Annotated in this window: 20 protein-coding genes and 2 pseudogenes; 9 read left to right on the top strand and 13 right to left on the bottom strand. The window is 61.1% G+C overall.

From position 1 onward, the window contains the following. Positions 1-290 precede the first annotated feature (290 nt). From ABIC17_RS16115 to ABIC17_RS16090, 6 genes are all read right to left on the bottom strand, one after another. Positions 291-2777, bottom strand: a complete 2487-nt coding sequence (locus ABIC17_RS16115) for a S8 family peptidase (protein WP_354283495.1) — start codon at positions 2775-2777, stop codon at positions 291-293. Between the two features lie 2 nt (positions 2778-2779). Further along, positions 2780-3760 (bottom strand): AAA family ATPase, encoded by a 981-nt coding sequence (locus ABIC17_RS16110; protein ID WP_354283493.1) that lies wholly within the window; start codon positions 3758-3760, stop codon positions 2780-2782. Positions 3761-4497: 737 nt separating this feature from the next. After that, positions 4498-7131, bottom strand: a complete 2634-nt coding sequence (locus ABIC17_RS16105; RefSeq protein ID WP_354283491.1) for an AAA family ATPase — start codon at positions 7129-7131, stop codon at positions 4498-4500. Then, the gene (locus tag ABIC17_RS16100) at positions 7128-8243 is read right to left on the bottom strand and encodes a metallophosphoesterase family protein (protein WP_354283489.1); all 1116 of its coding nucleotides are present in this window, start codon (positions 8241-8243) and stop codon (positions 7128-7130) included. The genes ABIC17_RS16105 and ABIC17_RS16100 overlap by 4 nt, the downstream gene beginning before the upstream one ends. A 121-nt stretch (positions 8244-8364) precedes the next feature. After that, on the bottom strand, positions 8365-8751 hold the full coding sequence (locus tag ABIC17_RS16095; RefSeq protein WP_354283487.1) for a type II toxin-antitoxin system VapC family toxin: 387 nt from the start codon (positions 8749-8751) through the stop codon (positions 8365-8367). Beyond that, positions 8748-8993, bottom strand: a complete 246-nt coding sequence (locus ABIC17_RS16090) for an AbrB/MazE/SpoVT family DNA-binding domain-containing protein (protein WP_354283485.1) — start codon at positions 8991-8993, stop codon at positions 8748-8750. Before ABIC17_RS16090 ends, ABIC17_RS16095 begins: the two co-directional genes overlap by 4 nt. Positions 8994-9399: 406 nt before the next feature. Here ABIC17_RS16090 and ABIC17_RS16085 point away from each other — a divergent pair, with 406 nt between their 5' ends. The 6 genes from ABIC17_RS16085 (at position 9400) to ABIC17_RS16060 (ending at position 13614) form a co-directional block, all read left to right on the top strand. After that, positions 9400-9921, top strand: a complete 522-nt coding sequence (locus ABIC17_RS16085; protein ID WP_354283483.1) for a recombinase family protein — start codon at positions 9400-9402, stop codon at positions 9919-9921. 111 nt (positions 9922-10032) lie between these two features. Continuing rightward, positions 10033-10509, top strand: coding sequence for a cysteine hydrolase family protein (locus ABIC17_RS16080; protein ID WP_354283481.1), 477 nt, complete (start codon positions 10033-10035; stop codon positions 10507-10509). A gap of 305 nt (positions 10510-10814) precedes the next feature. Beyond that, a complete protein-coding gene (locus ABIC17_RS16075) occupies positions 10815-11441 on the top strand; it encodes a chromosome partitioning protein ParA (protein ID WP_354283479.1) in 627 nt (208 codons plus the stop codon). A gap of 467 nt (positions 11442-11908) precedes the next feature. Further along, positions 11909-12568: an AAA family ATPase gene (locus ABIC17_RS16070; protein WP_354283477.1), complete on the top strand. Its 660-nt coding sequence runs from the start codon at positions 11909-11911 to the stop codon at positions 12566-12568. Positions 12569-12582: 14 nt separating this feature from the next. Next, positions 12583-12909, top strand: a complete 327-nt coding sequence (locus ABIC17_RS16065) for a hypothetical protein (RefSeq protein WP_354283475.1) — start codon at positions 12583-12585, stop codon at positions 12907-12909. Between the two features lie 123 nt (positions 12910-13032). Continuing rightward, positions 13033-13614, top strand: coding sequence for a hypothetical protein (locus tag ABIC17_RS16060; RefSeq protein WP_354283473.1), 582 nt, complete (start codon positions 13033-13035; stop codon positions 13612-13614). Positions 13615-13719: 105 nt separating this feature from the next. On the opposite strand, the gene ABIC17_RS16055 is transcribed toward ABIC17_RS16060, so the two are convergent. From ABIC17_RS16055 to ABIC17_RS16025, 6 genes and pseudogenes are all read right to left on the bottom strand, one after another. Next, a complete protein-coding gene (locus tag ABIC17_RS16055) occupies positions 13720-13971 on the bottom strand; it encodes a hypothetical protein (RefSeq protein ID WP_354283471.1) in 252 nt (83 codons plus the stop codon). Positions 13972-14591: 620 nt separating this feature from the next. After that, the gene (locus ABIC17_RS16050; RefSeq protein WP_354283470.1) at positions 14592-14894 is read right to left on the bottom strand and encodes a hypothetical protein; all 303 of its coding nucleotides are present in this window, start codon (positions 14892-14894) and stop codon (positions 14592-14594) included. Then, on the bottom strand, positions 14891-15394 hold the full coding sequence (locus tag ABIC17_RS16045) for a DUF2726 domain-containing protein (protein WP_354283856.1): 504 nt from the start codon (positions 15392-15394) through the stop codon (positions 14891-14893). The genes ABIC17_RS16050 and ABIC17_RS16045 overlap by 4 nt, the downstream gene beginning before the upstream one ends. Before the next feature lie 52 nt (positions 15395-15446). Then, positions 15447-18683, bottom strand: a pseudogene (gene mobF, locus ABIC17_RS16040) (MobF family relaxase). Between the two features lie 2 nt (positions 18684-18685). Next, the gene (locus ABIC17_RS16030) at positions 18686-21028 is read right to left on the bottom strand and encodes a type IV secretion system DNA-binding domain-containing protein (protein ID WP_354283464.1); all 2343 of its coding nucleotides are present in this window, start codon (positions 21026-21028) and stop codon (positions 18686-18688) included. Beyond that, positions 21018-21308: a ribbon-helix-helix protein, CopG family gene (locus tag ABIC17_RS16025; RefSeq protein WP_354283462.1), complete on the bottom strand. Its 291-nt coding sequence runs from the start codon at positions 21306-21308 to the stop codon at positions 21018-21020. Before ABIC17_RS16025 ends, ABIC17_RS16030 begins: the two co-directional genes overlap by 11 nt. Positions 21309-21869: 561 nt before the next feature. Here ABIC17_RS16025 and ABIC17_RS16020 point away from each other — a divergent pair. Then, positions 21870-22241 (top strand): metallophosphoesterase family protein, encoded by a 372-nt coding sequence (locus ABIC17_RS16020; RefSeq protein ID WP_354283460.1) that lies wholly within the window; start codon positions 21870-21872, stop codon positions 22239-22241. Positions 22242-22349: 108 nt separating this feature from the next. On the opposite strand, the gene ABIC17_RS16015 is transcribed toward ABIC17_RS16020, so the two are convergent. Beyond that, positions 22350-22529, bottom strand: coding sequence for a hypothetical protein (locus tag ABIC17_RS16015; protein WP_354283458.1), 180 nt, complete (start codon positions 22527-22529; stop codon positions 22350-22352). Positions 22530-22660: 131 nt separating this feature from the next. Here ABIC17_RS16015 and ABIC17_RS16010 point away from each other — a divergent pair, with 131 nt between their 5' ends. Together ABIC17_RS16010 and ABIC17_RS20285 are read left to right on the top strand one after the other, a co-directional pair. Next, positions 22661-23029 carry a hypothetical protein gene (locus ABIC17_RS16010; protein WP_354283456.1) on the top strand — a complete coding sequence of 123 codons (369 nt, stop codon included), beginning with the start codon at positions 22661-22663 and terminating at the stop codon, positions 23027-23029. A 27-nt stretch (positions 23030-23056) separates the two neighbouring features. Beyond that, positions 23057-23622 (top strand): annotated as a pseudogene (locus ABIC17_RS20285) (transposase); the annotation flags it as partial. Positions 23623-24107 lie beyond the last annotated feature (485 nt).

The raw sequence follows: 24107 nt of genomic DNA, 5'->3' as shown, positions 1-24107 counted from the left end.
GACCGTTTGGCAGTTTTGTCCAAAGCAGACGTTCCTGTCGGTCGATGTGAATGACCGGGTCTGGTCGACACCTGCCGAAAGCAAGACCCAATTTCGGTCACTCAAGTTGCCCTCACCATCTCCCGAGAATCGGCCATTAGTTCATGTGAATGAATGGCCAGTTGCGGTGTCGGCGCTTAGCCTGAGCAATGGCGTAAAGGCGCGCGCCCTACATTGCGATCATTGATCACCGCCGACGGGAGCTTAACTGCACGCGGATTTTGCTCGCGCCTACCGACCCATGCCGCCGATCAGATACCGATAGTGATCGGCGCTGCAATCTCGGTATAAAGCTCGACGCCTGGCGCGGCTCGGATGCTGGCAATTAGGCTGTAGCGCACCTCTTCGCCGAGATGGCCCTTTGCTACATTCTCACGCCACCAGCCGCCGACCGGGTAGATGATGATCGCATCGCGGTCTGCCAGCTCATTGGCCGTCCCCTCCCAGATGTCGGCGTGGAGCGACCCCCGGTTGCGAAGCTGTGGGCCGATCGTCCACCCGGCATCGCCTGCGACGCGCTTGGGAGGCCGCCCCCCAGCCTGCGCGTTGCGGCGCCGCAAGAACACGTCGAGCGTGTCGTCGGCATGCTTCAACTCGAAGCGCAGACCATGGCTCGCATAGGTATGCCGCTGTGATACGCCGCGCTCTCCAGGATTGGGTTCGACGAAATAACTCAACGTGATGCGCAGCTGGACCATGGCAGTGTCAAGCTCAAGCAGCTTGGCCTTGGGCCAAGGCAGCTGATGGACAGCAAGCTCATCCGTGGCACCGCCCGACCCGCTCTTCTTAAACGGGACAAGCTTCTCCTCGGCGACGATCGTCACATCATTGTCGAGGCTGCCGAGCGCACGAACAATTGACGGAACGCCAAAGCCATAGCGTCTGACCAGAGCCGTCTTGCCGATATCACCTTGATTGGCGCGCATCGCTGGCGTCCATTCCGCCGAATGCACAATTAACCCGCGCACCGTCTCGGGCCACAGCGTTTTGTTAGCTGCGAGGATTTGCGCGCCCATGCGGGCCGCAAGCGCTGTTGCCGCACTTGTGTCACCGGTCGTCGAAAATGCCCGCTCGTTGAAGCGATGGAACGTCGTCAGGAGCGACAGATCGTCGATATCGTCCGGCTGACCATTGCTCGGATTGACCGCCAGATTGCCACCCTCGAACACGACATCGGGCTTGAGCGGCCAATCCCGGTTCCAGGTAACCGAAGTCCGGCTGCGCGGATGAATATCGCCTGCCGGGCTGAGCGCTGCCCAGCCGTTGAACGCGGCGTCCGTGATCAACGTTCGCTCGGTAAAGGCGCCAACGGTTAGCGCGTTCCACGCCTGCGCCGGACTCTCGATCGGGGTAGTATCGTTGGTCGCTGGATAATCGGCTGTGACGATCGGCTCGCGGATATTTCCAGCGGATACCGCGATAAATCGCGCCACTTCGTCTCGCCCAAAGGCCAGCGCGTCGAGTTCGGCGGACCAAGATGACGGCCGGCCGCGCCAGTGATCCCCCGGACTGGTAATCGCTAGACAAATGGCGCGCGGCCGGTGCGGTGCGGCGATCTCAACTCTCGAAATCGCGTCTGCCGTGATGGCACCATAAAGATCGGGACCGTTGGCGCCGTGATCTGGCAGAATCTTCACCGATTCCAGCCGGTGGCCAACTTCAACAGGGCCATTGCCATCTAGGACGTCGGAAAGGTCTCCGAAAAGCGCGGTGCCCGACATGCGCGTGCCATGTCCGCCATGCGGCAAAAGGCTCGTGTCGCCGACCTGCGGACCACCATGAAAAGCATGCATGTCATCGACCGCAAGGAACGGTGCAAGAAGCGGATGACCGATGGTCGACCCCGAATCCAAGATGCAGACCGCAGGCGCATCGGCTTCGCAGGGCACCAACCGGTCGGCCAAATCCTGCGCCCACGCGCGCTGCTCGGCGCCATCCATGCCCATGAAGAGAGCCGGCGTATCCCGTGCCAATCGCAGTTCACCGACACAGTCGGTATTGGCAATCAGGCTGCCCAGTTGTTCGGCGTTTGCCTTTACGACAACCACCTCACGCTCGGCGAAAGACAGACTATGCTCTCGCTTCGTAAAATCTAGGACTTGCGCAGCCTTGTCGAAGACAGCCCGCGTCCCGACGCGAAGCCAGACCTCCCACCAGACCGCTTCGCCCGGCTGTGGAAACAAGTCCGGCTGATCTGTGTAGAATGAGCGGGCGACAGCGAGACGCGCCGTCTCAATCGAGGCAACAAGCTTTTCGTTCTTCGGCTTGCTAATGATTTCGATCGTGCCGTCGTTACTCATCCGCTCGCGGACATTATCTCTGTCCCGGTACTCGGCGACTTTCTTGAGATAATAGTCCTTCTGCCGCTCAGGGACAAACACCGTTGCCTTAACTAGTCCGTCGGTGGGAGCCTGCACGTTGACCAACTCGATCGGCAGCTTGCCACGCCGATATTCGAGCTTGTCGACGATGTCGGCCTGCGCCTCTGGCAAGCTGAACTCGATATAGAAGCCCTTCGTCCCGCCCTCAAGCGCGGCTTGGCGGTTGGCGAGGATCGCCTCGCCCTGCTGGACAGCCGAAGTCAGTGCGACCGTCAGCGCCTCGGCGTGGTTCGCGCGATTACGTTGCGGCGGGCCATCGCCGTTATCGCCCCCGGCTTGGTGCGCGGTGTAGCCCCGCCGATCGCCGTTGTTCTGCAGGTAAATGTGCGGATGAAGCCGCTGATCCTCGCCTGCCATTTTTACCGGCGCGCTGCCGCTCTTCGTTCCACAATCGCCGCGACGATGTCATCCGTTCCGACACCGTCGCGACCGGAAAGAAGCGCATGCTTTGCCGCTTCATCGGCGATCCGCGACAGATCGGCCTGGCTCAGCCCCTCTGCGTCCTGCGTCGCACGAACCCAATTGACACCTACCGTGTCGAACGTCGCAAGCCGTGCCATCAGGATAGCGTGAGCCACCTCCGCGTTGGGGAGCGCATATTCAATCACATCGTCGAACCGGCGAAACAGCGCTGGGTCGAGCAACTCAGGATGGTTCGTCGCCGCGACGATCAGGCCCTCGCTCTCATCCTCCTCCAGGAACTGAAGGAATGAATTAAGAACGCGACGGATTTCGCCTACATCGTTGCGCTCACTCCGCCGCGCTCCGATCGCATCAAATTCGTCGAAAAAATAGACGCCGCGGGTCGCAGCCATCGCCGAAAATACCGTTCGCAGCTTGCTCGCCGTCTCGCCCATGAATTTGGTGAGGAGTCCGTCGAGCAGCACGGAGAACAGTGGTAGCTTAAGCTCACCCGCCAACGCGGCCGCCGTCATGGTTTTGCCGGCGCCCGGCGGGCCGATCAGGAGGAGCTTACGACGCGGCTGCAAGCCATGCTCGCGCAGCCGATAGGCCTGCCGCTGCTCAAGTATCACGCGTGCTAGGCGATCACGCAATTCTGGTGGCAGCACCATGCTGGAAAGGCGCGTGTCGACGTATCGCGCCGCGACGAGATTGGCGAGCTCACCGCGTGGCTGGACCAGCGGCACGGTCTTTCGAGTGGCGCTGACCTTGGGCTTCGCACGAGCGGTATCGACCATCTCGCGAAGTTGCTGCGCGAGCTTGCCGTGACCTTGACGCGCCTCATTCGCAGCCGCCTGCATCGCAACCGTCAGAAACTGCTCGTCGTCACCGTCGATATGAGTCTGGAGAAGCGCCACAAGGTGCGTAGCCTTGGTCATCGGCCTTGATCTGCAATTTGAACCTGTATCATGCCATTCACCCGCGCTGTCTGTCTCGGCAACGCTCAAAAATCGCGTCTATTCGACTGCCCCAAATCGCGAAATGAGTCTACCGGTGTTAGTTTCGCGTGACAACGTATTGGTGTGTGTCGATGGGCGATAACCACGGTTTTAGGCACACTGTTATCGGGATGGAAGAAAAAGAGGGTTGGTTCGACACCTGCGTCCGATGAGCGGCGATGCCGACTAAGCCGCACTTACGTTCCTGACGGTGATTCAGGACAGGATTTCGCCGGTGCCGACGGACGTCGAGGTTGTGCCGGTGCATCCGGAGGGAGGCTTCATCCTCGATACTCGCAGCCCGTGGCATCAGAGTGGCCCGTTCATGAACAAGTTCACCGGCGGCTATCTCGCTCGGTCGATGAATGCGACATGGGCGCCGGCGGCTCTTGCGGCTGCGATCCCGGCGGGGGGATCTTTGAAGACTAGACATCGCGCGATCGGTGCGCCGGGCAACTGTGCCGCTTCCAGGGACTCTCGCGGACGAGCGTAAACAATGGGCGGCCTATTAGTGAGCCTCGCCCAAAGCGGACAGGCTGATCGCCATCAGCGGCGGGCGTTCGAGTCCCTTGCTCTCACTGCTGAACGAACGGCAGCTTACCCCGATGGGTCGTCCGAAAGCGGACAGGCCGCAATCCACCAGTTTTGCCGAAAAACGGACGTTCCGCTCTGCGACGCTACTCGACTCCCGTCAGCGTTATGCGGTTGCCGAGATGCCTAAAGGCCCGATCGCGACAGGTCAGCAGAATGACCTGCATTCGCGTCGCAGCATCGGTCAGGATCTCGGTCATCAGATCAAGGCGGGCGTCGTCCGAATAGACGAGCGGATCGTCCAGGATCAGCGACACCGGCACACCCTGCTCCAGCAGCATGTCGGCGAAAGCTAACCGGGTAAGCACCGCAAGCTGTTCCTGAGTACCCCGAGAAAGGTCACCGCAATTCTCACCGAGCCCGCTACGCACGATCGACGTCAGGCCCAGATCATCACCAAAGCTCGGATCGCAGCCGGGCAGGAGCCGTTCGATATGCCGGCGGGCGCGCCGCGCAACCGGCCCGACGAACGTCCGTGAGGTCTCTGCTCGCGCACCTTCCAAGGTGTCGCGAAGCAGCTTCAGCGTTTCCGCCTCCTGCGTTACGCGCGCCAGGTTGGCGGCCGCAGCATCCGCTTCTTCTCGCGCAGCAGCAGCGCGGTCTGCCAGTCCCTTGCCGCCTTCCGCCTCGATCCGCGCCTCGAGCCCGGCGATCACCTTCTCCAGATCGATGCGCTGCGTCCGGGCGACCTCGACACGTTTGTCCAACACCCCGATCTGGCGCTCGATCGCCGCCACATCATGCGCCGTAGCAGCACGTTCGGCATCCTGCAGGCTGACCAGCGCTGCCGCTTCGCGCTGACGCGCCTCCAGCAGAGCCTCATCCAGGCGATCTACCTCAGGCTTAGCTTGCAGAGCAGCGAGCTGCGCTACGGCGTTGGCAGCATCACGCTCGGCGCCAGCCGCCTGGACCATCAGCGGCGCATTGCGCGCTTCCAGTTCGCGCAATTGCGCAGACGCCGCCTCATCGACACCGTCCGCCCTTGCGAGCGCTGAGTCCGCCTCCGCCGCGATCACCGTCAATACGTCAACGTCTGGATCTTCCCCACTCCCCTCCCCTTCCGCGCTTTCCGGCAATCCTGCCATGAAGGTCTTCAGGGGCGAAGCACCGGCCGCGATACCAAGCAACGGCACGGCCGGAGTGATCCCGACGATCCGTGCTTCGAGCGTCCGCACGTTGGCAACAGCATCACGTGCGACCTCGTTACGAGCCCGGGCGTCGGCGACACTCGTCATCCCGTGGTCAGCCAGGGCGGCGCCCAGATCATCGCGGGCGTTGGCGAGCGCCGCTTCGGCGCTTTGCAGCCCAGCTGGCGGTCGGATGATCAACTCAGCCTCTCCAAGCTGGATGCGCGTCTCACGCGATAGCGTCTGGTCACCGCGCTCGACCGGCATTCCGTCGATCCGAACGCCGCTGACATCGCCTGCGAACTCGATCCGGGTCGCGCCCGCCTCAACTGCCGCGCGCGCCTTGTCGACGCCACGTTCGCGTTCCTCCAGCGTCTTGATAACGCTGGAGGGGATCACGGTCGCACCAAGTTCGCGCGCTGCCTTCAGTTCGGCTTCGAGGGGAAGCAGTTCGGCGTGCCGCTGGCGTACCCGGGCGATCTCGACGTGACGTGCTCGTGCGGCAACCAACTTAGTGGCATCCTCGAGCGCCGCGTGCGCCTTGCGCCGGTTGTCGCGGGCGGTCGCCAGCCTATCACGCGCCGTACCCGCCCGCTCACGCGTGCTGGTCAATTCCTCTTCCAGGCCGGATCGTTTCTCACGGGCCTTGCTTAGCGCTGCGGCCGTGTCACTGACGGCCTTCCGAGCATCGGCGAGCCGCGCGGTGAGATCCTCCAGTCCCTTGACCTGATCAGCAAGGCGGCCTTGCTCGGCCAGTCGGGTATCGCGCAACTGCGCCGCGGACCGCGCCACGTCGATCTGACCAACCAGAACCTTTCGCCGATCTGCGTCCGTCGTATCGGCAAGATCACGGTCCAACACCTTCAGCCTGGCCCGAGCTGCCTCGAGATCGGAGAAGCCCTGTTCAAGGGCGGCGAGTCGGGTGGCGGCCTCGGTCGCAGCGCTCGCGGCAGCGTCATGCTCCGTACGTGCTGTCGTCTGGCGACCGCTAGGCCGGCCGGTGGTGGTCCAATAGTCTGCGAACTGGCTGTCGATCCGGGGCCGGACACGCTGGTAGGCGGCACCCCCCATGATCGTGCCGACCTCAGCCTCCAGCGTGGCGCGCACGCTGTCGCGGACTATGTCACCCGGAGCCGTGACTTCGAGCGCCTGGGCCTGCCCTACCCAAAGCAGCCCCAGCGCGCCGTGTGCGGCCGCGTCGCCGGCCTGACTTGTGTCACGCCGTGCGCCGAGCAATGCCTGCAACTGGGCTTCGGCATCTTCGCCCTGTGCACGGCCGTTCGGGCCCCGCACCTCGACTGACGCACCTTTCAGGAAGCGCTTGTTGACCTGCCACTCATCGCCTCTCGCCTCGAAGCCGATCTCGATCTGCGGGGCGACCGCCTCACCATGGGGCGCATAGCTCCGCGCCAACCGGTTGGCTGTATTGTGCCGGATGAAGAAGGCCGCGCGCATGGCTTCGAGCAGCGTCGACTTGCCGGTCTCGTTAGGCTCGATGATGACGTTCAGGCCGTCGGTTAGCCCGTCGAGGACGAACGGATCGCGAAACTTGCGGAAGTTAGACAGCGCGATGCGCCGGATTTTGAGGCTCATGCTGCGTCCTGTCCGCGCTGATACTCGACGAACAAGCGTTCAAGGGCCCGCTTCGCGGTGAAGGCGTCAGCACCCCCCGCCTCGATCATGCTCATCAGCTTTGCCGCGGCTGTTCCGATCATACCCTCCACCTGAAGATCTGCCAAATCCTGCTCGCTCGGCCGACCGACAAGGTCGTCTGCTGTAACTGCCAAATGGCGCAGACGATGGCGTAGGTCATTGTCTAGCCTGCCGAGGATCGCGATCCGGTCAGACAGGCTGACGATCCCGGCAAGCGACAGCTGCAGGAGCGTTGCCGATGGTTCGATCGGCCCAAGCATCCGGTCGCACTCAGCAGCAAAGCCATCCGCGTCCGGTATCGTCCATTCCCGCATCAGCCACTGGAACCTGCCCGTCCGGATCGGCGACACGACGGGCTCCACGCCTGGCTCAAGCGCCACGAGCAGGGCATATCCAGGTTCGTCTCGCTGGAAGCGGTCTGTTTCCGGGGTTCCCGAGTACCAGGTGCGCGCATCGACCCGCAGCGCTCCGTGCCAGTCGCCGAGTGCAAGATAGTCCAGGTTGGAGCGCTGGGCACGATCGGGAGCGATCTGGTTTTGCGCTTCGCCACGCGACGAAAAGTCACGGATCGAACCATGGGCCAGGCCGATGCGGAGCGTCGCACCCGGCGTCTCCATCGTGTCGAACAAGGCCGTCGGGTCATCCAGATTGTGCCGGTGGGTCAGCGGCGCTGGCAGGAGCCAGTGTCCAGGTTCTAGTTCGCATGGCACGGGCTCGGTGACGATGCGGATGTTCGTCGCCCCCTTGGCGCGGACGCGGTCCCAAAGGCCGCTGTTGCGGGCGAAGTCATGATTACCGGGGAGCAGCCACCATGTGCAGGCGTATCGCTGCATCCGGGACACTGCCTGAACAATCACGCGGTCTTCGGGCCCTTCAGTATCGAAGACGTCGCCTGCCACCAGGACATGGGCAGCGTCATGCTCGGCCGCGGCTTTGCCGATCGCATCGATCGCGTCGAAGCGCGCCTCGCTGAGCGCCGCACGGACATCGTTGTCGAAGCGACCATAGGGCTTGCCGAGTTGCCAGTCAGCCGTGTGGATCAGGCGTAGCATGAGAGCTTTCTAGTGATGGGAGGACAGCTGGGGGAACGGACCCGTCTCCCCTGCCCTACCCCGTACCTGCCGATGCAGTTAGCTAGTGATGCGTAAGGAGCAGACGCGTGGTCGTACGACGCTACCGGATCGTCACAACCTTGACCTCGACGGCGTCGGCGATCTTCTTCCAGTTCTGGTCGCTGGTCCATGCCGGCAACCCGTCCCGCTGCGCCAGTGCTAAACAAAAGCGATCACCAAGGCTAAGCCCCGCTTCGGCCGTCATGGCGCGCAGCCGCCCGGCGATTTGCGCCAGAACCTTGTCCACCGGCACCACGGTCAGTGGCAACGGGTCGAGCATGGCATCGACTTCCCGCTCGGGCATTCCGGCGTGAATGAAATGGGTGACCACCTCTGCGTAATTCACGCTGCTTACCCGCGCTTCGGCGATGACAGCTGCAACCTTCGCGGATCCCTTCTCACCCTTGATCATGGCGATGAGCGCGGACGCGTCCAGCACTACGGTCATTCGCCGCTGTCCTCGCGACGCCGGTTGAGAAAAGCGTCAACCGAAGCATCGGGATTTTCACCGGTATATCGCTTGGCCAGCTCTTGCGCTCTCGCCACTGCCTGGTTCGCGGTTCGCAGAACGACCCCGTCTTCAGTTTCATCGAGATAGATCACACCGCCGTCAGTTAGACCCAACCTTTTCCGGACGTCGGCCGGCAGGCTCATGCGCCCGTTCGGCGTTATATTGATCTGTAACGTCATGACGGCACCCACCTCAGCTCACAGCATCATCTTCGCTGATTAGCCGCTTACAAGCGGGGCAGCAATCCTGGTCAATCCGTGTCATCTCGCGCCTTTTGTGGCAAAAGAGTGCGTTAATGTCCTGCTGCTCCCAATTCGCCCAGATAGGTGCGAATCGGGTTCCTTTAGGGTATACCTTTTGGGGACTAGCCTGACACTGGTGCTTTATATGCTACCACCTGCCGTAAAAAGGACTGGACTTTTGGATACCACGTATCAAAGACTGGACCATGTTCATCCGTGCCTACCTCCGCGCATCCACATCCGAGCAGGACGCATCGCGCGCGCGTGGAGCACTCAACGCGTTCGCCGTCGAGCGTGGGCTTCGGATCGCGGCGCGCTACGTCGAAAATGAGAGCGGGCCAAGTTGCACCGGCCGGAGCTTTTCCGTCTGCTTGGCGACTGCGAGCCTGGTGACGTGCTGTTGGTGGAGCAGGTCGACCGCCTCTCCCGTCTCACCGCCCCCGACTGGCTTCGCCTACGTGGCATGATAGACGCCAAGCACGTTCGCATCGTAGCACTCGACTTGCCGACATCTTGGACCCTGACCGCACCGGCGGACGAGTTCACCGAGCGTATGTTCGCTGCGGTCAACGCTATGATGCTCGATGTCCTCGCGGCCGTAGCGCGCAAGGATTATGAGGATCGTCGCCGCCGCCAGGCAGATGGCACCGCCAAGGCCAAGGCTGCGGGCCTCTATAAGGGCCGTCCACCGAATAAGACCCGCAATGCCGCGATTTCGTCGCTGTTGGATAACGGTCGCAGTTGGCGCGAGATTATGCATGCGACCGGCTGCAGCCGCACCCTACTCGCAAAGATTGCTCGCGATCGCCGACTGCCGAAAGCCGATCACTCACCCGAGACTGGCCTCAAAAATGGGGTCCGATGAGAGGATCGTCAAAATCCTTCACCAAGCTCCGCAACCACCCCGATCGGGGTCCAGAAATGGGAGTGTGACCGTCGCAGTGATGTGGCATCGTTCCTTCTGGTACGCTGCCATATGAAACAGGCTCTTCTCGTCGTCGATGTTCGGTCGTGCTTCGACCCGCCTCGGTGGCAGATAGACGGCATCAAGCAACTTGCGCAAACGATGCACTCGATCGCCACGGTCGAGCGACACGTTGAGGACGTGACGCCATTCTGGCGACAGCTCGGATGGATACCGTCATTGGATGACGACCCGCTTGTGGCAACCGACAAGGTGTTTGTGAAACACGGCTTTGCGCCGCCCGGCGAACTTATTGACCATCTGAAAAACGCAGGGGTGCAGCGCGTGCTGGTCTGCGGCATCCAAGCCGACACCTGCTGTCTTGCGGACGGCTTTTTGCTATTTGATGCTGGCCTACATCCAACCACGCTCAAGTGGCTGACGGTCAGGTCCTCCCCAGATCGAACCGCCGAACTCGGCGCACGCCTCTGGCTCCACCATTTCGGCCAGAAAAGCGTAATGGATCATGCCAACGATCTGAGACGCTGAGGCTTCCCGTTAGGATCCTCTGATCGGACCCTAAAACATAAGGCGCCCCCTGCCCCAACCTTAGCTTCGGCTGAAAGGCAAACCTGCCCGTCGCGTCACATTGATAGTGCGGATGCTACTCAAGGCAGGCGAAAAGGCACTGGCTCCATCCGCTGTAATGTCTTTCACATCTCGTTTTAATATCCATCAACAGTGCTTACCGTTTCGCCCCGGATAGCGCCAGAGGACTGCGGTACGTAAGTGGGTTTAAGATCCTTTTACATTGCATCCGTGATTATCACGATAGGAAATACAAGGGGCGGCGTGTGGAAACCACCTTGGCTGTTCAGATAGTGATTGCGCGTGCAATGGCAGGCCGAGATGTCTGGCTGGTCGACGGAGATCGTCAAGGTACTGCGGCCGCTGCGATCGCTGCCCGTGCCCGAGTCGGTCGTCTTCCCGGCATAGCATGCGCGCAATATCCTGACGGTCCTGAACTGCATGCCCAAATTCAGCAGCAGCGGGACAAGTGGCAGGACATCATCATCGATGCCGGTGGTCGCGACTCTACTGCCCTTCGGGCCGCGCTCGTTCTCTCCGACGTTCTGCTCATGCCGTTTGCTCCCCGGTCGTATGACGTCTGGGCTCTTGGGGATATGGCAGCCCTTATTGATGAAGCCCAAAGCGTCCGAGACGGGCTTCGCTGTTTCGCGGTGATGAACCAAGCTGATCCAGGAGAAAAGTCGACCGACAACGCTGAAGCGGCAGCAGCGGTGACGGACTTTCCTCAATTTAAGTACCTCCCGCATCCGATCCGTCGTCGCAAGGCCTTCAGCAACGCAGATGGCGCGGGACTGGCCGTGTCGGAAATGCCAGCCAAGGATACCAAGGCTGCATCCGAACTCAACACGCTGATTGCATCGCTTTTTAATATCCAGCCGCGATCCTTATAGAGCCAACCACTTGGGAATCACTCCGCGCCCCAGACCTGTCGCCAACAATCGCTGCGCAGGACGCTTTCATCAGCGGCGCTCCGGGATGCTGCTCCGACTTCTGCGCCTGCGCTGCAAGAAGAGGCGCGGGAGTACGAGAAGGGGATCAAGATAGGTAACAAGCGTCAGATCACTTTGACGATGATCTGGGACGCTGAGGCTTCCGTTAGGATCTCCGATCGGACTCTAAAGCATAAGACACCCCCTGCCCCAACCTTAGCTTCGGCTGAAAGGCAAACCTGCCCGTCGCCTCACTTTAATAGTACGGATGCTACCCAAGGCAGGTGAAAAGGCACTTGGCTCCATCCGCCGTAATGGGTTTCACATGTCGTTTTAATATCCATCAACCGTGCTTTACCGTTTCACCTTTGACAGCGCCATAGCGCTGCGGTACGTAAGTGGAATTAATATCCTTATGGGGTGCGTCCGTGATTATCACGATAGGAAATACAAAGGGCGGCGTAGGGAAAACCACCTTGGCCGTTCAGATAGCGATTGCGCGTGCAATGGCAGGCCGAGATGTCTGGCTGGTCGACGGAGATCGTCAAGGTACTGCGGCCGCTGCGATCGCTGCCCGTGCCCAAGCCGATCGTCTTCCCGGCATAGCATGCGCCCAATATCCTGACGGTCCGGGACTGCGTGCCCAAATTCAGCAGCAGCGGGACAAGTGGCAGGACATCATCATCGATGCCGGTGGTCGAGACTCTACTGCCCTGCGGGCCGCGCTCGTTCTCTCCGACGTTCTGCTCGTGCCGTTTGCTCCTCGGTCGTATGACGTCTGGGCTCTTGAGGATATGGCAGCCCTTATTGATGAAGCTCAAAGCGTCCGAGACGGGCTTCGCTGTTTCGCGGTGATGAACCAAGCTGATCCAGGAGAAAAGTCGACCGACAACACTGAAGCGGCAGCAGCGGTAAAGGACTTTCCTCAATTTGAGTACCTCCCGCATCCGATCCGTCGTCGCAAAGCGTTCAGCAACGCAGGTGGCGCGGGACTGGCCGTGTCGGAAATGCCAGTCAAGGATACCAAGGCTGCGTCCGAACTCGACACGCTGATTGCATCCCTTTTTAATATCCAGCCGCGATCCTGATAGGAGCCAACCACATGGCAATCACTCCGCGCCCCAGACCTGTCGCCAACGCGGCCAAAATCGCTGCGCAGGACGCTTTCATCAGCGGCGCTCCGGATGCTGCTCCGACTTCTGCGCCTGCGTCTGCGCCTGCGCCTGCGCCTGCGCCTGCGCCGCAGGAAGAGGCGCGGGAGTACGAGAAGGGGATCAAGAAAGGTAACAAGCGTCAGATTACTTTGACGATCGCGCCCGACCTCCTGGAGCGCGTTGACCAAGTCGCGAAGCGAACAGGGCAGGCTAGGGCAGCGGTCATAAACATGGCCATTTTTCAGGCCATCGAAGGTGACCTATTCCGATCGTAGCCTACCCATTATCACGTCACATTAATATTCATCCGCAATCCATCTCACGTTGAAAGAAGTGTTAAAGTGATCGAATATGGAGGCTGTTAATGAGCGAGCCGTTGCTGTTTGCCGACTGAGGGTGTGGATTATCTGGCAGTGAGTGCCGACAGGATCATTTGGTTCAGGGACGCAGAGGCCGGACCGGAAGAGCCGGGTGATGAATGCTCGGCGGAATGGGGCATGATCGCTCTGGGATGGCAGACCGGAGTCACTGTCGCGGAGGGAGACATCGGGGCAGAGGACCTCAGCCTCATTGTAGAGGGCATCATTGACAAGCCGGTCGCGGGTTATTCATTCGTTTGTGCAACTCCATCTGTCGAGGCCGGAGCGCCGAGAGACCGCCAAGCCAACGGTGTGACGTTTCAAGCTACCACGCCGCTTGTCGACTCCGGCTTGTCGGGCCTGTTCAAGGTCCGGTACGTGGTCGGTGCTGCTGGATTGACGTACTCGCCCGGCATCCGCGGCTACCACACCTTCGTGGCGGCGCCGAACGGCTATGTCGTTGTCATCGTCGCCTATGAAGATGATGTGCGCGTTGCGGCTGTTCTGCGTCCGGCTGATAAGCCACCCCATCTGTCGATGATGGGATTCCTGGACCTGGCGATCGAAGCGCTTGGCATCGAGGCGCTCAACCATGACGTCGATCTTCGAACACGCTACTAATCATCACCTTCCTTGACCGTTTTAATATTAAAAGGATCGTAAATTACACCTAATTGAACAGTAGATCGCCCGTCTTTGCGCGTCCTTCAAAGGCGAAGGTGGTCTTCAAAGGTGCAGGCCGATTACAGCCAGCCCGATCGCCGTCGTTCCCGCGATCGTTTTCCCGACCCCTAGAACCCGCGCGGCGGTTCCGTATCGGGTGGTCATCCATGTTCGATCGATAGCCGTTCTCAAGCTCAGAGCGCCGTCCACCATGAGGAGCGATCCGATGATAAACATGAGGATCGTCACGGCCTTCGCGAAGGTCCGGGGATTCATTTCTGAGAGCACAAATGACAAGACTAGCAGCATCGTCATTGTGCCGTAGATCGCGCCCGCTACGTCGATGACATTGCGCAGCTGGTAGTGCGTCGGTCGCCTTACCATTCGAACGAGTGTCAGCAGACGCCGGCACCTCTGGCATGACTGAATGGTCCATGGCGGCGGGAGATGCGCGACGATGTCAGCGCAGCATGGGCATCGGACTTCGGGGTTTGGTATCAGTGTCGGTTTGGGGCGTGCGCGCCCGTTGTAGACCGCCGCAGCCCTATTAGTCGTCGCCATAATCGCTTTCCTGGTCGCCCCATAGGACGTCTTCGCCGCCAGCTTCGTGGGCAAGGGTAGGGGGGGCACCCCTGAAGCAAGCGGTGTCGCAGTGGACCATCGGCCAGTCGCGGCAAAGCATCTGCTTCGCTCCGTCCATGATCGGCCAATTTCCCCGTCGTTGGCATGGATTGTTATGCCGGTCAGCCGCATCGAACCAACCACCCCCTGACCCTGTCCCGCTACCTCCACCGCCGATCCAGCTTGCGCTCCCCAGCGGGACTGCTTTTTCGTTGCTGCCGAGCTCCCGCCGGCTTTTACGATCGTTCCACCACGTCGAAGCGCCCGCCTGGCCTTGTCGTGCGCGATAGCGCTCGCGCATGTAGCCCCGGTCATCAATGCCCATTTGCAGCACTCCTCGTCTCCTGCTCGCGACGGGCGGCCGCACGCTGGCGAAGAACACCAAGCTGCTGTGCAAAATCCACGATGACGTAGGAAAACTCATCCGCGACTTCCCGCTCTGCGTCGCACGTCGGCGCGATAGACGCGGCTGCGAGGACGAGATGCGCAGCGGCGATCGGGTGAGCCAGCATCAAGTGGAAGGACTGCGTTCGTAGCTCGTTGGCCAGATCGTCGTCGGGCAAGTCCGCGAGCCTCGGCGCCTCGTCGAGAGGCACCTGTAGTCCATTGGCGTTCATGTCCGGCTGCTCCCGTGCAATTCGTGTTGTTGGAATAGAGGCGCGATCGCAGCGCGGACTTCATGGATGCGGGGTTGGACCCCACGGCCGATGCGGATCGTGCGGTAGCCTGCGTGGCCCGTCATCGTGTCGCGTTTGCTGTCGCGCTGGACATTATGGCTTGCATCGTCGACCTCGATCAGCGCGACGATCGCCCCGGTCACGCGGTCCTGCGCGACGAAGTCGATGATCTTCTGGGAGAAGGCGTTGCGATCAGCGGGATGGCTCTTACCGATCAGCCGGGGAGGGGCCTTCAATACTGCGCCCATCGCCACCTGAGCATGGAAACGGTACTCAGGCAGGCATCGCTCTAGAATGTCGAGCATCGCAAGCTCGCGAGGTGTCATGAACCGCTTGGCAAGCGGCCGCCTCTCGCCGAAGCCGGCGCCGCCACCAGACAGCGCCTTCAACATCATGAAGACCCCGAGCAGGGCGACCAGGATGGCAATATTCCTGTCCATGGTCACAGGGCCTTTGCGGAGAGAGTGTTAGTTTCGATCGGCATGTCGGTGCTCACATATCCAGGCTGAGGTTCTTCTCAGGCAGCCCACGGGTTTGCTCATTCGAAGCGAGCATCGCGGGCAGGGCACTGAGGTCGTCCATGTCGAGCGGGCGCATCCCGAGCTCATCGTCCTTGCGATCAGGTCGGTCGTCGTGGCGATCCGCGTCGTCGCTATCCTTGATCGGCGGGATATCGCGATCGAAGTTTCTCACGTCGGAATAGTCCGTGGTGGACTCTCCCATTGGAGGCAGGTCGGTCATGTCGAGGCTGGCCGGATCGATCAGGATCGGCTCACTGTCCGCCTTGTCGAGGCCGTCGATCGCCTTGCTCAGCGCGTCATCGGCAGATTTTGTTTTCGCGCCGGACCCGTCGATGTCGAGCCGGCCGAGGCTTTCCAGCGCAGAGGTCTTGTCCCCAGGATTGCGGTCAAGCTGGCGTTCGAGCTTCTCCTGGTCATCGACCACCATGATGAGGTCATCCCGGACGCGGGTGACGACGACGTTGGTCAGGCGCTGGTTGGAGAGGTTGCTCTCATAGCTGTGCATCACGCCGATCGCCTTGTCGGCCGTCACGCCCTGCGCCATGTGCGCGTTTAGCGCATAGGCGAGGTCGAGCCGCGACAGCATCGGATCGCCCTTTTCAAGCGTCAGCGCCTCCTTGGATGCCAGCTCGACGGTGACCCGGCCGCCCTCGATCGCGGTGACGGTGGCCATCGCCGCATTGTTAATGCCGCGGTTCTTGTCGTTCGCGGTCCAGCGGACGCGGTCGCCTTCGTGGATCTTGACCGTCTCAAGCGTGGTCAGCTGCATCCGGTCGCGGTCGATCAGCGGATCGACCTTTTGTGGATTAAACCTGATCCGCTTGCCGTTGCTCTCGACCTCGACCTTCCCATTGGCAAAGACACGCTGCACCTCGGACATGCCGTGCCGTAGCCCCAGCTCGGCAACGTTCCCCTGGACGTGAAGGATCTGTCCCGGCTTGTAGACGTGCGCATAGCGCAACTCCTCCCGGGTTAGGTTGACTGTCTCGTGGACAGTAAGGAGCAACCCTTCGCCCTTCAGCGTGCCGTCCGCGATCAACCCCGCCTGCACGGTCTTGTTGATGGTGGCGCGTGCCTCCTTGCCGGAGGCGAAGATCGCGGTGATACCTTGCTCCTCGGGCGACAGCGCCAGCCACAGCTCCGAAGCCTTCTCGGCCGGGTTATCGTCCTCGACGACCTTGTCTCCAAGCACTCTCAGCGCTTGGGATGCTTTGCCGGCATTCGTCAGGGCCGCGACGGTGCGGAGCTGGTCGGTACGCTGACGGATGTTGTCATCCATTCGCGCCATGGTGACGCCGGCAGCCTGCTGCGCGGAGAAGGACTTGCCGCGATCGATGGGCTGCAGCTGCTGGCGATCACCGATCTCGCCGAGATGCTGGTTGCCGAGCGCGTCGGCGATGGTAAGCAGCTTCAGCATATCGGTATCGGACACCATCGACGTCTCATCGATCACGATGAGGGTCTCCTTCATCTCGGCACGCTTGGCTTGCGCTTCCGGGGTGTTCGGGTTCGCAACGTGCTTCTGGTTCTCCCAGATAAAGGAAGCGATGGTCTGAGCCTCGATGCCGGCCGACTTCATATCGTCGACTGACATTTCGCGCGGCTTCAGGCCTTCCCGCAGGTCGGTGACCATCTTGTTCTGAAAGGCGAGGCCGAGCACGCGTTTGCCTTCCTCGCGCGCGACGGCTGCAGTCGCCTGGAGCATGGTCGACTTGCCGGCGCCGGCGACGCCCTGGACGACGACGATGCGATCGGTGCTCGATACCAGCAATGTCGCTGCGGCGAGCTGGCCGGCGTTCAACTCGAACGGGGAGGCCGCCTGCAACCGGTCCGGCGCATCCGCAGCGGCGACGATCGGGGTAGCTTTCTCTTTCCCTGCGTCCACCATGGATAGGATCGATATTTCGGTTTTGAGCGCTTCCTTGGTTGTCACGGCGTCGACCATCCGGCCCTTCACCTCGATCTGTCCGGCGAGGAGCTTCTCCTGTTCCAGCAGCTGTTCGATCCGGGTCTCGACGTGATTGATCGTCACGCCTTTCAGGCCCAGGTCGAGCGCCTTCTTGCTGACTTGGTCGACCTCGAATGCAGCTTCTCGCTGGCCTAGGATGCGGATCGCCGATGCGACTGCGAGCTGCGCGTTCGCCTGGCCGGTGGATTGTGCCAAACGGACGAAGCCCCGATCAACAAGCGGATCGGGCGACCGGAGCAGGCCGGAAACCGTCTCACGGGCGACACTGACGGCATCTGCGATCACCTGGTAGCTGCGCCCGATCGGACCTGCGTCTTCTCGTTCCGCTGAGGCCTTCAGCGCGCCTTCGAGCAGCTTCTTTCCATCGAAGCCGTGCTCTGCGGCTTTCCTCATCCAGTCCAGGACTAAACCGTCGCGGTCCTCCACATTCAGCTTCGGATCGCGCGTATTGACCGTGACCTTGTTCCGCCCTTATGGCGAGACGATCCCGAGCTCGGCCGCCTTCTCCATGATCTGTTCGCGACGCTGGCTGAACGTCTCAAGCACCTCCTTCGGAACCCCGACAATTTCGAAGGTGCCATGCTTTCCTTCCTGTCGAACCTGGTATCCGAGCTTCTCCATCTCGTTCCGAAGGAAGCTGTGATAGATCGAGCCGATGACGGTGTTGCTCGACCAGATCCGGTCGGCGTGCAGGGCATGGATTTTGTCGTCCGGTCCCCGAGTTAGGTTCGCGACGATTGCGTGAATGTGCGCCTGCGGATCTAACGCGCGGCTCGTATCATGCTGGAAGAGTGCATAGACCAAGTTTCCGGTCTTCACCGTCTCGGTTTTGCCGTCCTTGGTAATACGGGTTTCAGCGAGGTTCTTCTCCACCCAGGCCATCGTCTGCTGGACCGCCTTGGTGTGTGCGCCGTCTGGTCCGAGGATGCGTTTGTCACCGGCGATGTAGGCCATTACCGACACCGACTTCGGTGCGGAAAAGGTCAGATCGTAGCCGGGTCGGCGCGTTTCGCGCTGGTCCATGACTCGATCGCCGGAAGGCAGTTCGCCGTTCAGGACTTTAGCAAACGTCTCCTTATAGACTGTCCCGCCAAGCCCGGCTGCAGCCGCACCCTCGCCACCCCATATGCTGACCTCGCCGGCCTTCTCGTCGGTGTAATATTCGCCGCTGACGAAGTCGTCCTTGCCGAAATAATTGGCGGCCCCTGACGCCGATTTGACGGATGCCATCGAGAGCATCGTTACAGCCCGTATCCGTCGTCCGGGAAGGCGTCGCGCGCCTCCCGGATCGACAGGTCTTCAGAGCGCTCAGCCTCCTGCGCCGCATTATCCTTCTGCTCGCGATGTTCGCTCCGGGAGAGCGCCGCCTGACCCTCCGATGGCTTTGTGCCTTCATCACGATGATCGCGATCAGATCGATCCCGCATGTCGGCGAGGATCACCTGTGGTTCGCTACGGGCCGTCGCCTCGATCGCCATCCCGTCCCGCGAATTGTCGACCTCGCCTTCAGTCGGCTGCGACAGGATGTTGGCCGCAAAATCATTCGCCTCGTTGGCGGGTGCCACCTGCTCCTCAACCATCACGGGCAGATCACCGCGACCAACATCAACATCACCACCTTGCGGCTTGCCACTTCCTCCGCGAACAGGCTTATCAGGCACGTCCGGCGTGCCGGGTTTGCGCCGGATGAACCCCTCGGCGACGGTCGGATAATGCTCCCATTCGAGCCGGACGCGTGCGGCGGGGAAGCCGTCTGGAAACTTTACGAAACCGTGCAGGCTGGGCAGGTTCATGATGTCGTCTGGAATGACCAGCGGCTCGATCTGCTTACGAGGGGTCAGGGTCGAAGCGTCGCGGGTGTTATTGTAGCCGTAGCTATACCCCTCATCCATCTGCCGGATCTCGCGATTACCGATGTAGCGGGAGCCCTGTTCCGCGGTGTCGAGGTCGGCCGCGGCGAGGATCAGCTTTGTCCGCGCCAGCGACGATAAGTTGCGCGCATTTTCCTCGCCGTAGACCTGTATCAGCTTGTCGAAAGAGTGGAGCCCAAGGACCATCGCGCCGCCAAAGTTTCGGGCGGTCTGGAGGCCGCTTTCGATTGCCGGCAGGCGATGCAGTGCGCCGAGTTCGTCAAACACGAACCAAGTGCGCAAATCGCGGGTTTTCTTCATCGTCATGAGCGAATGTATCGCCAGGTTCGACCACAGCGTGAGCAGCGCTCGGTTCATCTCGAGATCGGTGTAGTTCGAGGTGATAAACAGGATCGAGCCAGGCTTCTTCTCGGAGGTCATCCAGTCCCGGATCGAGTATTGCGGACCGTCGTCCGGCAGGAAGCGCAGCACTTGTGCGTTGGTGTTGAAAACGGCGCGGATCGACTCCGCCATCTTCGCCGTCTCGGGGGCGGTGATCGGGTCGGCAATGGTGTTGGCGAGGTGCTTGTGGACTAGCTTCAGGTCGGCGGTCATCAGGTTGTCCGCGAGCGCCCTGTTCGAGGTCATTTTCTTCTCGATGAGCTTCATGCACATCTCAATGAAAAGGGTGCGCGCAGCGAGTGCCCAGAAGGGGTCCGCGGCACCGCCATCCGACGGGATCAACGCCCCGGCTGCAGCTGTGAAATCGCTGTAGGAATGGCAGTCGTTAAAGATCGTCCAGGCCGGACAGCGGGCATCGGCCGGGTTGAGGATCGTGTCCCGTTCGGGATCGTAGAAGGCCTCAACATAGGCCCCGGTCAGATCGAACACGACGGCCGTGTCCTCGCGCTCCCGCATCTGTGCCAGGAGCTTTCGGAAGACGGTTGTCTTGCCCGAGCCGGTAGTGCCCAGCGTCATGAAGTGGGACTGCTCTAGGCGGTGCGGGAAGGGAATGCCGGCGACGCTGTACGGATGGTGGACGCCCCCCGCCTTCCGCGCCTTGAATTTAAGGCTGAGGACGTAGTCGGGTGTCTTGCCCGGGAACAGCCTGGTGGCCTCCTTCACGAACTCGACTTTGTTGTGCTGAGCGATCTCAGAATAGAGGAGGTCGCGGTCGACCAGCATGGCGCCGCGCTCGTGCCGCTCCTGGATCATCGCCTTGCCGCGTCGGGCCGAGAAATCGATGTACCAGATCGACAGCGGGACCGTGATGCAGGAGGCGATTGCGACTGAACCGAGCAAGCCTCTCACAGCCTTGTGCCAGGCGAGGATCACCTCCGGCACATAGGGCACGTAGCCCATGTAGGTGTGCCGCACGGCATTGTTCGGCAAGCGCAGGTTGACCTGCTTCATTTCGTCGAAGGAGATCCAGTCCCAAAGCGATGACAGAATGCGCATGCAGATCAGCTGGACGTTGTTCTCGTCGAGGGTGATCGAGAGGATCGTGAAGTACGCGATCGCGAACACGCCGAGCCACATGTAGACGGGCATCTTGATGCCCTGGAGCCACATGAGGACCTGTGTGTTGAGGAGCTGGCTCCCACGGGTGAAATTGCCCGAATTGCGGGGTGCATCACCGCGCGCAGAATGGTGCTGTTGAGGAATTGGACGCCGGTCGTTTCGGATGTCCTTGCGGGGCTCCTCGGGCGGCTTCTGGGGGTCATCACGCGCCATGGTAGCGCCTCACGCGTTGGTCGGTTTCGACGATCAGCTGGTCGCGCAGTTCCGGGTGGTTTTCCCGAATGATCGCGTCGAGGGCGACCTGCACATATTCGGTCACGCGAAGGTGCCGAAGCTGGCTCTCGGTGCGCTTCTGTTCACCGGTAAGATAATGGGCAATCGCGAGGCGCATGACCTCGGCCATCGACCTGGAATGCTTGGTGGCAAGCTCTTCCAGCCGCGCGTATTGCTGCGGGTCGAACCGGACGGTTCTTTGGACGTAGGGTATCTTCAAACCAACCTCCTAGCAGGGAGGCTGGTGGGCTCTGAGACGCTGCTACAATAGGGCAGTCACCCTTGGTATTGCAACGGTCAGCCGGTCGGAAACCGGAAAAATGTGATCCCATCCGATCCCAGCAAAAATGGCGTTTTTCTGCGGTTTCTTGCCCGAAAGTCGGTTGGGATCAAAAGCAACTCTGTTGGGATCACCTCGGGAGGGCTCGAAAAATGGCGGAAATCCCCCGAAAACGGCAAGCGCAGCTTGCGTAAGGTGTGCTGTCAAATCCGCATAAGATTCGCCTAGATCCGGGCCCAAAGTCATCCGTTGAAGAGCACGCCATTTTCCTTTTTCCGCAGTGACTTAAGCGCGCGAGTCAGCGCGCTTGAATGCTAACTATCTCCCGATGACGAAAGTCCATGTTCTCTGTCTGATCCGTTTTGGGGAGCAAATAGCCATCACGAGGGTGTAAACTACGGGGGAGTACCTGGGCAGCGATCTGGAAGCTTCCTCGCACCCCGACTGTTCGCTAGACGTTCCATAGAAACTGGAGCAGGCGAGACGCCGGCAAGGTGGTGAATGGTGCGCGTTCTGCACAGTGCCGACTGGCAACTCGGCAAGGCGTTTGGTTGCTTAGAACTCGACGTCAGGGTGGCTCTTATCGAAGCCCGCTTCGATGCGATCGACGCCATTGGTCAAGCCGCTCGCGTTCATGATGCCGGCCACGTGCTGGTAGCTGGCAACGTGTTCGATACCGAATGCCCTGAAGACCGAACCATCGTCCAGGCACTGTCCCGGATGGAGCGCGATTCCTGCCGCTGGTGGCTGCTGTCAGGCAACCATGATTATGCGCGCAACGGTGGTCTGTGGGACCGGGTGAGGGCTCGTCGAACTGGCAACGTCATTATTTTGACAGAACCCGATCCGCAGGAGATGGAGGACGGCGTTTAGCTGCTGCCGGCACCGCTCACGCACCGGCACTACCTCGACGATCCGACTGCCGATTTCGATACGATGGTCACGCCGAGGGCGCGCGTTCGTATCAGTCTTGCGCAAGGTTCAATCAGGGATTTCAGATCGCGAGGCGAGGCGCACAATCAGGTCCCACCCGACCGCGCCGAACGTTCTGATCTCAACTATCTCGCGCTGGGGGTTGGCGCGGCATCCTCGAAATTGGTAGCCGTACTTGGCATTCAGGAACGCGAGACCGACCGCTTCCAGCGCGATGTTCCCGGACACGTTTTGCTCGTCGATTTCGGAGGGGGGAGGGGGCCCAGGTCACCCCAATCCGAACCGGCCGCTACCAGTGGCTGATCCGAGAATGGCGGGTCAGTGACACAGCCAGTTTCGATGCGGAGCTGGAGCGCTTGATGGGCGAGGTTGATCTCGCCGCAACGCTGCTTCAGCTTTCGTTAGTGGGCATCACCAACATGACAGATCGCGTCGCCATCCTAGACAAAATAGAACATGATCTGCGGAGCCGGCTCCGCCATCTTGATCTCAGCGCCGACGATCTAGTCACCAGGCCGAGCGATGACGATCTCGCGTCGCTGGCAGGGGAGGGAATGCTCGGCGCCGCAGCCGCCAAGCTCTACGCGAAAGTGAGGGCAGGGGAGGGGGGTGCAGCGCTGGCCAATCGCGCGCTTGAACGCCTGTTCGAGGTGCTACTTCGTGAGCCTGAAGCTGCGGCGCATCACCGCCAACAACTTCCGCAAGTTCCGCGCGCCGGTCACGATTAACGGGCTCACCGACGGCATCACTGATGGAAGCTAATGCTGCGGAGGCTGCTGGTCGCCTACCTATCCGGTATCCGCTCGGAACGGCGCTTGTGCGAAGAGGTGCACCTCAACCTCGCCTACCGGTGGTTCTGTCGTCTCGATCTGGCCGATCGGGTACCTGATCATTCAACTTACCCAAAGAACCGGCCCGGTCGCTTCCGGGCCTGCGACCTGCATCGTCTGCTGTTCGAGCAGGTGGTCGCCAAGTGCGCCGCGGCCAGGTTGGTGGCGGGACGGGACGTAGCGGTAGATGGCGGCACGATCATGGCCGGTGTCAGCCGGGAGAAGAAGCTGAAGGGTACCGCCGCAGTTGACGAACTGCGTGCTCGGGAGAGCGTCTCGCGGCCAGCACCAAGTATCCCGCGGCGCTCGATCCCGCGTTTCCGCCCAGTCCGGACGAGCCGGCATCCGTAGAGCTGGCAAGCATCTCGCCGACCGACCCGCAGGCGGCGCTCACCTGCAAGCACGGGCCGGCACGGTACGGCTACGCTATCAACCTGCTGCTGACCTCGACACTGACTGCACCCTCGACGTGGAGGCAACGCCTGGCCGCCGCAGCCTACAACCTCAAGTTGCTCGCTCGGAATGCCGCATGATACGCAGCCCAACTTCCCGAATGCCGACGTCACCAGCCATCTGCCACGCCGCTCCCAAGCAGCCGTTTTTCGACAGCCTCGTTCGGTTGTGACACTCGCAGCTTTTGCCCGTTGCGCGCCATCGCCCTCAAGCACACTGCTTTTTCATGACACTGCTACAAGTAATTGGGATCACGCTGCCGATTGTGCAAAACCGCACCAACATCGTAGTTCTGAGGCGAAGGAGCATGGCGGTAATCGGCCCGTCGATGCGAAGTGCAGGTTGATGACCGCCCCATACGCAGCGATGACGCCGGCCGCGTAGTTGACGAACGTTTGGATGTGGTAGTCGTCGAACGTATCGAAGTCGTCTTCGGTCGTCCTCAATCCTGCGGCATATCTGCTGGCGAAGGCGTATTGGTCGAAGGGTGCCTGCAGCACGAGCGGGCGCAGATCGCGAATCA

This window comes from Sphingomonas sp. PvP056, from assembly GCF_040549155.1.
In the GTDB taxonomy this organism is placed as follows: Bacteria; Pseudomonadota; Alphaproteobacteria; order Sphingomonadales; family Sphingomonadaceae; genus Sphingomonas.
The sequence above is the reverse complement of the archived record's forward strand: the minus strand, read 5'-3'. Positions and strand labels throughout refer to the sequence as shown.